The organism is Bacillus cereus group sp. BceL220 (assembly GCF_051776965.1).
Taxonomy (GTDB): domain Bacteria; phylum Bacillota; class Bacilli; order Bacillales; family Bacillaceae_G; genus Bacillus_A; species Bacillus_A cereus.
In genome coordinates, this window is the sequence record NZ_JBPWBC010000002.1 from 110,675 (window position 1) to 124,194 (window position 13,520).

Here is a 13,520-nt window from a genome sequence, read left to right on the forward strand (position 1 = left end):
ATCTCTGATGCCTTTTTAAGTGAATACAGATAAAATGAAAATATCTATATGGAATGATAAATATTTTAAGCTTCAATTACGTTAAGCATTCTGTTTATAAATGCAGCTGCGTGTGCACGTTGTGATGGTCCTTTTGGTACGAATTGATTAAATTCATTACCTTTTACAATTCCATATCCATACACTCTTTGTACTTCTTCTTTAGCGTAAATTAAGTTTTGGTCTACGAATGGTAGTTCAACTTGTTTTGCAAAAATACCAGCGTGTTTTAGAGAACGATCGATCATAATAACAGCTTCTTCGCGTGTAATTGTAGTATTTGGATCAAATGTATTATCACCACGTCCGCGGATTATACCTGCGCTTGCTGCACGATTAATACCGTCTCTTAAAGATGGGTGTACTTGTTCTAAGTCTGTGAACTTAGCATTTCCACTTGGTAATTGTAAAGCACGAGTAATTAATGTAGCAAATTCAGCACGCGTTACAAGACGTTCTGGGAAGTACTTGCCGTTCCCTTCTCCTTGCATAATGCCTCTAGCTGCTAATTGACGAATGTCTTGTTCATACCATCCACCTGTAATGTCATCAGTTACGGGATTTTTTTGGTTTTCCTTATAGTATGTTTCAGTTCCTTTTAAGAAAGCATTCCATTGTCCGCGTTGAATCATAAACGCAGGGCAGTTTTTTCCTGACCAAAATTGATGTTTTTGGACCTTATCTAGAGAAATATTTAAGTCGTTCATTAAATAAGCTGCCAATTTACGGGCATTTTCTACCGCTTTTTCATAGTTTCCATCTTGATTAACGGCAATTTCAATTCCGATAGATTCATAGTTTCCAGTTTTATTTCCAGCATGCCATCCAACTTCATTTACCGGAAGATGTTGATAAATTTCTTTATCATCTACTGTGAAATGCCAAGATGCGGCGCGATCAGCTGTTCCGCGTGCTTGGTTATCTAAGAATTTTGCATGATTTAGAGCATTAGCACCTTTCGCTGTATTAGCCGTTTCGTGAATCGTAATATATTTAGGTACCATCGGGTAGCCAGGGCGAATATCGTCATTTCCTTTTGGGACAATCATTTCTTTAAATGTAACGCCATAAATATTGTTTGTTTGTAGAGCTTCCGGAGCTCTCAATAAACTATTTTTAGCAGTACGACTGTTTTTTAGTAATGAAGCTTTTGTACCTTCAAATGTAGCAGAAGGTGCATAAATCCATTTTGCTGTTTCGTTTATTTGGACTTTAAACCAATTTCCAGCTTGTTCAGTAGGAGTAATGACTTGTGGCTCTAGTTTCCCTTCTTCTTTAAACGATTGGAACGGAAGGGCATGTATGGAAGCTTCTTCTTTTACGATTAATTTTTGGTTAGATAGTTTATGAATCTCTTGAACTTCTAAGCTATTATCATTGTTATCTATCCATCCAGCGCCAGTTGGCGTCGTTATGTAGTAAGCATTTCCTTTTTTCTTTGTCGCCGTTACGACTTGTTCTGTAATCTCGATATTCGATTTGTTTTTTAAATCATTCGCGGTATATAATGAATGTTTTTTTGAAGTGTATAGTAGGAATTGGCCAGTAACCTCGATATCTTCTTCATGAGTACTATGCTCATTAACATGCTCCTTAATACTTTTAAAAACTTGATCCTCCGTATATACTTCGGCGGATTTTTCAGCACTCTCTGCAAATGAATAAGTAGGTGCAAGAACAGTTTGTAATGCAAGAGAGAGAGTTAATACACTATAAAATTTCTTTTTCATATTTTTTTTAACACATTAGATTATAAAATCTAGTGTTAACATTCCTCCTTTATATATTGTATTTTCGCTATGTAACGATTTTTTGTACTAATAAATTTTAACAAGAGAAAATCATGATGTCTATATACATGAGCGATATTCATAAAAAGAATTATTTGAAAAAATGTAAGAGAAACAGGTAAAACCTTCTGTATTGACCTGTAAACGCCCTTCAAGTAAACTAAAGAGAGTTTGCAAATGAAAAGGTGATAATGTGTTAATTTCAATTAAAACGTTACAAGATGATCGTTTTTTACGTCCGCTACAAAATATTGGCGGCTTATTTTTTGAAGATAGTACGATTGGATTTGAACAAGAGGAAGCGAATCTGATCGTTGATATACACATTGAGGATAATGTGAAAGCATCCGCTCGATTAACGGATGTTAGCACAGGAAATGTGTATGAAGAAACATTCTCGAAAGATTTATCTGCTTTCACAGATGAAAAAGAGCGTATGAAGCAAGTGAAGCACGTTGTTTCTTATGTATATCTTTCTGTTCTTCAGCAGTTAACTGGACTTGAACAAAGCTGGGGTATTTTAACGGGAGTACGTCCGACGAAACTTCTTCATAAAATGCTTCAAAATGGTATGTCAAAAGAAGAAGCGCATCAAGAACTTCGTGAAAGTTATTTAATTCATGAAGAGAAAATTGAACTTCTTCAGCGTATTGTTGATTGCCAATTAGCAGTTGTTCCGGATTTATACCGTTTGAAAGAAGAAGTAAGTATTTATATCGGTATTCCGTTTTGCCCAACGAAATGTGCATACTGTACATTCCCGGCTTATGCGATTAATGGACGCCAAGGGTCTGTTGATTCGTTCTTAGGTGGTTTACATTATGAAGTTCGTGAAATTGGTAAGTTTTTAAAAGAAAAAGGTGTGAAAGTTACGACGATTTATTATGGCGGCGGTACACCTACAAGTATTACAGCAGAAGAGATGGATATGCTGTATGAAGAAATGTACGAAGCGTTCCCAGACGTGAAAAATGTACGTGAAGTAACAGTTGAGGCAGGTCGTCCAGATACGATCACGCCAGCAAAGCTAGAAGTGTTAAATAAATGGAACATTGACCGTATTAGTATTAATCCGCAGTCATATCATCAAGAGACACTAAAAGCAATTGGACGTCATCATACTGTAGAAGAAACAATTGAGAAATACCATTTAGCTCGTGAAATGGGAATGAACAATATTAATATGGACTTAATTATTGGTCTTCCTGGTGAAGGGTTAGATATCTTCAAGCATACGTTAGATGAAACAGAAAAGTTAATGCCAGAATCATTAACAGTTCATACGTTATCATTTAAACGTGCTTCTGAAATGACGCAAAACAAACGTAAATATAAAGTAGCAGGTCGCGAAGAAATTACAGCGATGATGCACGAAGCAGAAGAGTGGACGCAAAAGCATAATTACGTACCATATTACCTATATCGTCAAAAGAATATTTTAGGTAACTTAGAGAACGTTGGTTATGCAATGCCGACGCAAGAAAGTATTTACAACATTGTCATTATGGAAGAAGTACAATCAATTATCGGACTTGGTTGCGGTGCATCAAGTAAATTTGTTCATCCGAAGACGGGGGCAATTACGCACTTCGCGAATCCGAAAGATCCAAAATCATATAACGATGGCTTTGTAAAATATACAGAAGATAAATTGAAAATTTTAGAAGAGCTATTCGCATAAGAAGAAAGAGGTTGTTCCGAGTCGGAACAACCTCTTTTTATCCTGCAGTAACGGGGGCCGATTATATCTTGTCAGTTTTTGTCGGTAAGTCGATATATTCGAAAAATCGCCGATATAATTTCATTTACCGTCTAGTGGTATCGTATGTAAAACTATGTCGATAATAATCAGAAAAATTAGTCAAAACATTGAAGGACAATGTCTACTTATAGACGAAATGATAGATTTATGAAAGAGAAAAGGGGGAAATTGTTGGCATGTACATGACGATAGGGAGAATTTTTGATTTATCTGTTGGTAAGTATACGAATAAAGAGGCGTTAGTGGAACCTGAAAAAAATATTCGCTGGACATATAAACAGTGGGATGAACAAATAAATAAAACGGCACACGCTTTATTAGAAGACGGAGTAAGAAAGGGAGATACAGTATCTGTTTACTTATATAACTGTCATGAATTTGTAAACGTTTACTTAGCTTGTGCGAAGATTGGTGCAATTTTTAACCCGATTAACTTTCGCTTAAAGGCGAAAGAAGTATCTTATATTCTTCAGGACGCATCCTCGAAAGTCGTTGTCTTTGAAAAAGCAGTTGAGTCAACTGTTGCTATAATTGAAAGAGATTTTCCAAATACATCTTTTTGGTCTATAGAAAACGACAAACCTTCCTATGCAAGTTCCTACCATGAAAAAGTGAATGCAGCATCTTCTGAGAAAGTAAATATCGAAATTGATGAAATGGATTTTTGTTCTATGCTTTATACGAGCGGTACGACAGGTCATCCGAAAGGCGTGTTACATCGTCATCGTGAAATGGCTGAGCATAGTATGATTTGTACGTATTTCCTAAAATATAATAGAGATAGCGTTGGGCTTGTTGTTGCGCCTTTATATCACTGTGGTGAATTAAATGCCGGAATCATACCACGCATTCAAGTTGGTGGGAAGAATATTATTTTACATCATTTTGATACAGACACAGTATTACATACGATTCAAGAAGAAAAGATTACGACGTTCTTTGCAGCACCGACGATGTGGAATATGTTGTTGCAAAAAGATTTAACTCAGTATGATTTAACTTCAATGAAAATCGGTATATATGGCGGAGCGGCAATGGCACCGGCGTTAGTGAAGGAATGTAAAGAACGTCTTTATATTGACCTTGTTCAAATATACGGAATGACAGAAATGGGACCAGTTGTGGCATTTCTCGTAGAGGAGGATCAAATTACGAAAGCTGGTTCAGCAGGCACACCATGCTTTAGTCATGAAGTTCGTATTGTGAAACCGAACGAGGATGCACCGGCAGAACCAGATGATGTATTACCTCCTTATGAAGTAGGAGAAATTATTTTACGCGGCCCAACTATGATGGCTGGCTATCATAATCGCGAAGAGGCAAATAAAAAATCGATGTATAAAGGATGGTATCATTCTGGTGATTTAGGATACTTTGATAAGGATGGTTATTTATTCGTTGCAGATCGTGTTGATGATATGGTAATTAGCGGTGGCGTAAATATTTACCCTCGTGAAATTGAAGATTTCCTTCATAGTCATCCCGGTATATTAGATGTGGCGGTACTTGGTGAGCCAGATGAATTATGGGGAGAGCGTGTTGTGGCAGTTATTGTGAAGAAAGATGAAACAATAACAGAAGCTGATTTAGAAACGTATTGCAAAGAAAGTGACGAATTAGCAGATTATAAGCGTCCACGTCATTATTTATTTGTAGATGAACTTCCGCGTAATGCGAGCGGGAAGTTGCAGAAGTTTGTGCTGAGGGAGTCACTGAAAGGTGCGAAAAAATAGAAAATGAAGGATACCCCATATCTATGGGGTTTTCGTCTCTTTTTCTGTAAGAGATTAAACAGAAGAAACAATATCTTTGTTAATTCTTAAATGTCCTGTTCTTTTGTAGAGGTTGGGAATTAAGTGAATATCAGTCACTTTATATTTACTTAATTCTCATTTCTTCTTGGTGAAGGTTAATTAGCGCATTTGAAATAAGGTGGAAAAACAAAATGGATGTAATGTCCAAAAAGAAAAGACACCTTAAGGTGCCTCTCTCCGACTTGAACCATTTCATTTCATACGAATCGGAATCTATCCGTATTACCATTACCCCTTTGTTATGAGTGTAAACACACACTATAAAGCAGAATCGTCTATATACACTAGATTGTTAGTTCACAAAAGACAAGAGATTTGAGATCAATATCGAAGTGACGCCACATCCCCTATAATAATTGATATGTTACGCCTTTTAAAAGAATCTGCTTTATAGAACGTGCCCACAAGTTATATTTTACTACATGTAATATTCATTTAGTGTATTTTTTAATGAATATGTATAATTACATAAACTGTATGAAAAAAAGAGAGTATACTCTAACATTTTGTAATAAAGATAAAGCCCGCTTACGGAATAGTGGGCTTTTCTTACTTTTTATAGATATTTATTCCAATTATATTATCAGATGAATCTAAACGAATATAAACGTCAGCTGATAAAAGGTGTGCATTATATATTCGTTGTTTATATGTTGATATCTCGAAGCGTTTTCCATTTAATTCACATTCTAGAATAATCATATCGCCATGTTCTTTCCAATTTATTAATTTAGCAGTTGTATTCATATAAACCTCCTCTGAATCATTTTATGAAAATTAATAGAGTTAGTGTGAGAAAGGAGTTTATATAACAAAAAAAGACACCTTAAGTGTCTTTTTTGATTACTATAAAAGTCGTTCAATGAAATAGGTTTCTATTTTTATTTACGTGAAAACCCTTCTTCATCAAGGTATTCCGCAGCTTCTGGATAAGAGTTGAATGTACCGTCTAAGTTTACACCAGCGTACACGTTCCACATGTCATCCTCTGAAATAAGAGTAAGAATATGACCATCTTCGTTCTGCCATTCTTCTTCTTTCGCAGGTTCTACAGGTGCTACTACTTCTTCTTGTGATAGAAGGTCAATTGATTTCTCAATTACTGAACGTAACTCTTCTGCTGAAAACTCACGGATGTTAACCATACCTTTATCATCCGTTTTGTAACCTTTAATACCGCTTGCATACACAAATCCATTTCCATTTGGGTGTAAATGAAATACAACGTTCTTTTTATCTAAACGACTTTCTTCAAAGTGGAAGTTTACACGTTTTAATGATACGTTCTTTCTTTCTAGTTCTGGGAAAGATTCAATAATCGATAATTTTTCTTCAAAAGTTAGCATAGTGCCTCCAAGTATATAGTAAAAGATTTAATTTGTTCATTATAGCATAGTTGCAATTGTTTCCAAAGATAAGGGGGAAACTTTTCATTGAATACGTTTACGTCACGAGAATGTAAAAAGTGAGCTAACGAATGTATCTTTTTAGGTGTACAATGGAACATGGACTTTATACAAAGGTGGTTTTTTTATGTTTCAAAAAATAGCAAAGGAATGTTTAGCAGGATTTACTGTTGCGATTGTTGCGTTACCACTTGCGATTGCATTTGGTATTGCTGCGACAGGAACGTCTGAGGGAGCGCTTGTTGGATTGTATGGTGCGATTTTTGCAGGTTTATTCGCAGCGTTATTTGGCGGGACACCTGGGCAAGTAACGGGGCCAACTGGACCAATTACCGTTATCGCAACAGGAGTTATTGCGACGCACGGGTTAGAGGCAAGTTTTATTGCCTTTATGATGGCAGGGTTATTTCAAATTTTATTCGGTGTATGTAAGCTCGGTTCTTACGTTCGATATATTCCGTATCCTGTCGTTTCAGGATTTATGAATGGTATTGCATTAATCATTATTTTAGGCGAAATAAAGCACGTACAAAATAGTTTTCTACTTGTTGTGTTAACGATTATTGTAATGATTGTTTCTGGTAAATGGATTAAGGCGATTCCGTCTAGTTTAGTAGCACTAGTCGGTGTGACAGCTTTGCTACCTTTATTTTCTTCCCTACTCGAAGGACTTACAGTAAATTTACCGATTATCGGAAATCTTTCATTAAACAAAGTAATTGAAAAGATTGGAACCATTCCAGAAGCGATGCCTACGCTTCATATTCCATCTTTAAGTGGAACAGGAATAGCAGCACTTATTTTACCAGCGCTTAGTATTGCTTTATTAGGATCGATTGACTCGTTGTTAACATCGGTCGTAATGGATAATGTGACAGGTACACGTCATAAAAGTAATAAAGAGCTCGTTGGACAAGGTATCGGTAATATGATGAGCGGATTGTTTGGCGGATTAGCAGGTGCAGGTGCGACTGTAAGGTCTATCGTGAATATAAGAAGTGGCGGTAAAACGGCACTTTCGGCATGTATGCATAGTGTTATCTTATTCATTTTTATTATGGGTCTTGGTTCGGTCGTACAATATATTCCACTTGCTGTATTATCAGGTATTTTAATTTTAACTGGTATTGGAATGTTCGATTGGGGAAGCATGAAAAAGATGCATGTCGCTCCTAAAGGTGATGTCGTTGTTATGCTCGTAACGATGATTGTAACGGTGAAGTTCGATTTAATGATTGCTGTTGCATTCGGTATTATTCTTTCGTTCATCATATATATAGTGAAATGTAAAGAACGCAAAGCTTCTATCGTAAAAGAAAAAGAAGAAACGTACACAATTCAAGGACCGCTCTCTTTCCTATCAGTAGATCGTATTTTCTCTACTTTACAAGATGTGAAGTCACCGGTTGTTTTACGTATGAAAGATGTGCGTTATATGGATGTATCAGGAGCTATGGCATTATTAAATTTTGTTGAGCAATCAAATAAAGTAGGAGCAAGTGTAAAGCTTGAGCAAGTACATCCGAGTATTGAAAAAACAATCATAGTAATGGCAAGCGATGAACAGAAAGAACAATTGAAAATCTTAAGTGTTTAGATGGTAATTAGAATATCTCACAATTTTACATACATTATAATGTAGAGTTGTGGGATATTCTTATAATGTTTTTAGTAATATGTACTGCAGTGATAGAGAAGAGCTCTTTTTGAGTAAAGAAAACAGTTATAATGTGTACATATAATGGAAGGAATTAGAAGTTAGAGTGTGAAGAGATAGGCGTGAATTGGTTCTCTTTTCTATTTTGTAAAAAAAACCAAGTATTCAACCTATAATAAATTTGTTATGATAACCAATGGGATAAAGTGAATCCCTATCGTTTAAAACAATATGTTTGAGAGTATATGTATAAAAGAAAAGAGAAAAAATATGAATAAAACATTTGTAAAAGGAGCAGCGATTTTAACAATTACAACTTTTTTGTCAAAATTGCTTGGTAGTTTTTTTCAAATTCCATTACAAAATATTGCAGGAGATGAAGTGCTCGGTATTTTCCGTCTTGTTTTTCCTGTATATATGATTGCTCTTACATTATCGGTAGCCGGAGTTCCACTTGCAATTTCGAAACTAATTGCAGAGTTGAACGAAAAAAATAAGCAAAAGGAAATTGCGAAATTATTTACATCAGCGTCAATTATAGGAATAGCATTTGGCGTTTTCGGCTGTTTAGTCATTGTATTATTTTCTATTGAAATTGCAAATATGCTTGGTGGACAAGAAACTAGAATGCCGTTGCTTATTACTTCATTAGCATTACTCATTGCTCCATACATGGCAGTTTATAGAGGGTATTTTCAAGGTTTCGGTGATATGAAACCAACAGGGGTATCACAGGTCATTGAGCAATTTGTACGTGTGTTTTTTATGTTAATAATTGCTTACATACTAGTATCATGGGATAAGAGTAATACTGTTATTACTAGTGGTGCGATGGTTGGCTCTTTTCTTGGAGTCATTAGTTCGCTTATATATTTGCGTATAAAATATAATAGAAGTCCATACTACAATAAAAGCAATTCCTATTCACTCCGAGATTTAAGAGAAAACGGCAAAAAGATATTGAGGGTATCGATCCCAATCGCTATCGGAGCTTTATCAATGCCACTTTTAAATTTAGTAGACTCGCTTACAATACCGCATGTATTACAAGGATCATCAACAGAAATTCAAGAACAATTTGGAATATACAGTCGCGGTTTTGCATTCACGCAAATAATTGTTATTTTTGCAAGTGCAATTGTATTTCCGTTAATACCACTCTTAACTTCCGCATTGGCCAAAAGAGATATAAATTTGGCGAAAATAACAATTCAAAATACAAATCGACTAGCGCATGTTTTGACAGCGCCGTTAACAATATGGTTGATGGCATTAACAGTACCGTTAAATGTCGGATTGTTCACAGACGTAAAAGGCAGTAGTATGTTAACAGTTATGATTGGCAGTTCGTATTTTACTGCGGTTATGGTATTATCAATAGGTGTTTTACAGGGCATTAACCGTTCTGCACAAGCTGCATGGATAGTTATTGGTGCGAGTTGTGTGAAAGTCGTGTTAAACATAATGTTCGTGCAGAAGTTTGGCATAGATGGAGCGGCGTATAGTACATTCATTACTTACGTATTGATTTGTATTGTAAATCATTTGTATATTCGAAGCTATATTGCCTATTCTATTCATTTAAAAAGTTTTTTTGGTGTGCTAGCAATAGCATCTATTTTAGGACTAGGATTGTATGAACTATTTAATGTGATAGATGTTACATCTTCAAGAATTATGACGTTATTATTCAGTGGTATAGCATTAAGCATTACAACCATTTTGTATGGTGTATGTGCTTTGAAATTAAAATGGATATCAATAAAAAAAATACCATTTTTGAAAAGATAAATATAAAAATTTAATTTTTTATTAAAATTCATATGAGCTGATAAAGAGGAAACTATGTAGGGTATTAAGTGTTTAGGTAAGGAATGGGTACCAGTTTATGTTAGATGAAATAAACGGTTACCTAGTTTTGGAGGAGATTTAGGGTGCGTTTAGTCTTATCAGGATATTATGGTTTTTATAATGTTGGAGACGAGGCGATTCTACAATCAATTATTGAATCGTTAAGTAAAGAGAACCCGGATATAGAACTAGTAGTACTATCAAATGATTCTAAATATACAAAGGAAATGTATGGTGTAGAATCGGTAGATCGCTGGGATATAAAAGCTGTTTATCATGCGATCAAAAACAGTGATGGAGTTATTAGTGGTGGCGGGAGCCTTCTTCAAGATCAGACAAGTACGAAGAGTATTCTATATTATACGGGTATTATGGGACTCGCTCGATTATTAAAAAAGCCGTATTATATTTATTCACAAGGAATAGGTCCAATTACAAAAGGATATAATCGTCTATTAGTAAAATGGAACTTGTCAAAAGCTTCCTATGTATCAGTTCGAGATGAGGATTCGTTTTTATATTTAAAAGGACTTGGCATAAAAAACGATATTGAAATTGTTCCAGACCCTGTTTTAACATGGAAACGGACAAAACAATCGGATTGGTTGCAAAAACATTCGATACATGGAAAAGTAATCGCGGTTAGTGTGCGTTATTGGAATGCAAAAGAAGATTATATAAAAAAATTAGCTGCGGCATTAAAAAAATTAAAGCAAGAAGGATACCAAATTCTATTTGTTCCAATGCATGAGCCATTTGATCAAAAAGCTTCGCGTGAAGTAGTAGACTTAATGGGAGAAGAGACGTATATGCTTCCATATAAAATGGATATCGACGAGAAAATATTCATTTTATCACAATGTTCATTACTAATTGGCATGCGTCTTCATGCACTAGTTTTTTCTGCTGTAGCCAAAACTCCAATGGTCGGGATTTCATACGATCCGAAAATTGATTCGTTTTTAAGTCAAGTGAATCAGCCAGTTATAGGAAGTGTGGATGGCGAATGGAGTGCTGAATATTTATATGAAATTGCGAAAAAGCAATTAATGCAACAAGGAACTGTGCAGCAAGAGTTACAATTGACAATAGATGAGCTTCGGTTGCAAGGCAAACAGGCAACAAAGAAACTCATTGATCATATGGAAAAAGGCACTTTATTAAGAAAGTAAAGTGTCTTTTATTTTGTTTTGAATGTAATGAAAATTCTAATTAAAAAACGTTTTATTTTAAATCCTATTTATTATGCTAAAATGATTGTGAGTATTATATAATCAAATTTGTGATAATAAATTCGTAGATTACGAGGAGGATAACCTTGAAGACTTTTTCAAAAGGTATAACAGCAGTGGCATTAACGGGATCATTACTTTTAACTCCTATTTCAAGTTATGCGGCAAATGATGATATTACAGGACATATGTTTGAGACGCATATGCGCTCACTTATTACTAAAGGAGTTTTAATGGGGTATGGAGACAATGTATATGCGCCTGATAAATTAGTAACAAGAGCAGAGTTTGCTACATTCATAGCAAGGGCTTTAAATTTACCGAAAGCTGATTCGAATTTTGAGGATGTGCCGAAGACTTACGGTTTATATGATGGTGTAAGTAGAGCATATGGAGCGAAAATTATTAATGGTCGTACGAACGAGACATTCTCACCAAATGATGTGATTACACGTGAAGAAATGTCGATAATGGTAAAGCGAGCGTTAGACTATAAAAATATTAAAGTAGCTGTAAGTCCGCTTACCTTTACTGATAAAGATAGTATTAACTATAAAGAGCATGTGCAAGTTATGGTGGCTACTCAAATTATTAAAGGGTATCCAGAAGATAATACATTTAGACCACATTTATCAGCTACAAGAGGGATGGCTTCAGCTATGTTGGATCGTATGCTTCAGACGATTGAAAAAAACGGAAATAGCAATCCTGTAGAAACTAAGAAATATGTTGTGACAAATGTAAGAGAAAACGGAACAGAGCAAGAAGTAGAGCGCTATAATACGTATAAAGAAGCGGTTACGGCTGCTCAAAATAAAGGTATGAATGCGGTAAAATACGAGAACGAATTTTTATGGATTAAAGATGGTTTTGCAAGTGCGAAAAGAATAACTGGGCAAAACATCATTAATATTTATGATGAGAATTTGTCAACAGTATATACGTATATTCAGTATGGAACAGAATTGAAAGTGTTAGAAGTTGGCGAAGATCGTGTGAAAGTTCAACTTTCTGGTTTGACAGGTTATGTGAAGAAGAATGAAATCACTTTAATTCCTACAAATGAAATGAAACAGTCGTCTTATTATGTGAAATCAGATGGATATTTATACCATAAATATTATACATATAATACAAGTTCACCTGGATATACAGAATTTAGATATGGTGTGGCACCTTCTTTCATGAAGCAAGGACAGCAAATGTATAGTGTAGATGGAAAGACATTTGGAGACGAAACTTTCTATCAATATTTCAATTATTTATCATTACGTTCGAAAACAGATTATACAGCTGAACAACTAGATAGTTATGTGAAATCGATTAAGCCAGACTCTCCATTAATTGGTTTAGGAAAGAAATTTAAAGAAGTAGAAAGCAAGTATAATGTAAATGCATTATTCTTATATTCATTAGCAATTCATGAAAGTTATTATGGAACAAGCGCTCTTGCAAAAGACAAAAATAATTTATTTGGTTTAAAAGCAACAGACGATAGTCCATATGGTAACGGGGAAGCATTTAATTCAAAAGAAGATTGTATTGAACATGCAGCAAAATTATACATGAATGAAGGATATTTAAATCCAGGACATTGGCGTTATACAGCAACATATACAGGTGATAAAGCTGCTGGTTTAAATGCAAAATATGCATCTGATGCGAACTGGGGTAAAAAAGTAGCGGGGCACATGAACCGTTTTGATTCTTATTTGGGTAAAAAAGAATACAACAAGTATAAACTTGCACGTGTGATGAATAACGTGGAAGTGAAAAAGAATCCTAGTATATCAAATGAGCGACTGTATCGTTTAAATACAAATGCAGTTGTCACAGTTACTGGTGAAGAAATAATAAATGGAAAAGCGTGGGTTAAAGTTATTTCAGATAACCCTACTGTAACAGAAGCGTATATCGCAAAAGAAAGCTTAGAGTACGTAAAACATTAATTAAATAAAAAAGAAGGTGC

Annotated in this window: 9 protein-coding genes; 6 read left to right on the forward strand and 3 right to left on the reverse strand. The window is 34.9% G+C overall.

Annotated elements, in window-relative coordinates:
- Positions 1-65: 65 nt before the first annotated feature.
- Positions 66-1,769 (reverse strand): S-layer homology domain-containing protein, encoded by a 1,704-nt coding sequence (locus ACS2FK_RS05430; protein ID WP_063546573.1) that lies wholly within the window; start codon positions 1,767-1,769, stop codon positions 66-68.
- A gap of 253 nt (positions 1,770-2,022) precedes the next feature.
- Here ACS2FK_RS05430 and ACS2FK_RS05435 point away from each other — a divergent pair, with 253 nt between their 5' ends.
- Positions 2,023-3,510: a coproporphyrinogen III oxidase gene (locus ACS2FK_RS05435; protein WP_000908776.1), complete on the forward strand. Its 1,488-nt coding sequence runs from the start codon at positions 2,023-2,025 to the stop codon at positions 3,508-3,510.
- 257 nt (positions 3,511-3,767) lie between these two features.
- Positions 3,768-5,324: a fatty acid--CoA ligase gene (locus ACS2FK_RS05440; protein WP_063546575.1), complete on the forward strand. Its 1,557-nt coding sequence runs from the start codon at positions 3,768-3,770 to the stop codon at positions 5,322-5,324.
- A 630-nt stretch (positions 5,325-5,954) separates the two neighbouring features.
- Here ACS2FK_RS05440 and ACS2FK_RS05445 read toward each other — a convergent pair.
- Positions 5,955-6,152: a hypothetical protein gene (locus tag ACS2FK_RS05445; protein WP_001098258.1), complete on the reverse strand. Its 198-nt coding sequence runs from the start codon at positions 6,150-6,152 to the stop codon at positions 5,955-5,957.
- A gap of 134 nt (positions 6,153-6,286) precedes the next feature.
- Positions 6,287-6,751: a hypothetical protein gene (locus ACS2FK_RS05450; protein ID WP_000954998.1), complete on the reverse strand. Its 465-nt coding sequence runs from the start codon at positions 6,749-6,751 to the stop codon at positions 6,287-6,289.
- 187 nt (positions 6,752-6,938) lie between these two features.
- Between ACS2FK_RS05450 and ACS2FK_RS05455 the strand changes: the two genes are divergently transcribed.
- From ACS2FK_RS05455 to ACS2FK_RS05470, 4 genes are all read left to right on the forward strand, one after another.
- Positions 6,939-8,408 carry a SulP family inorganic anion transporter gene (locus tag ACS2FK_RS05455; RefSeq protein WP_000486667.1) on the forward strand — a complete coding sequence of 490 codons (1,470 nt, stop codon included), beginning with the start codon at positions 6,939-6,941 and terminating at the stop codon, positions 8,406-8,408.
- 330 nt (positions 8,409-8,738) lie between these two features.
- Positions 8,739-10,259, forward strand: coding sequence for a putative polysaccharide biosynthesis protein (locus tag ACS2FK_RS05460; protein ID WP_001044014.1), 1,521 nt, complete (start codon positions 8,739-8,741; stop codon positions 10,257-10,259).
- Positions 10,260-10,402: 143 nt separating this feature from the next.
- Positions 10,403-11,491: a polysaccharide pyruvyl transferase CsaB gene (gene csaB / locus ACS2FK_RS05465; protein ID WP_001241597.1), complete on the forward strand. Its 1,089-nt coding sequence runs from the start codon at positions 10,403-10,405 to the stop codon at positions 11,489-11,491.
- 146 nt (positions 11,492-11,637) lie between these two features.
- Positions 11,638-13,500, forward strand: a complete 1,863-nt coding sequence (locus ACS2FK_RS05470) for an S-layer homology domain-containing protein (RefSeq protein WP_000847495.1) — start codon at positions 11,638-11,640, stop codon at positions 13,498-13,500.
- Positions 13,501-13,520 lie beyond the last annotated feature (20 nt).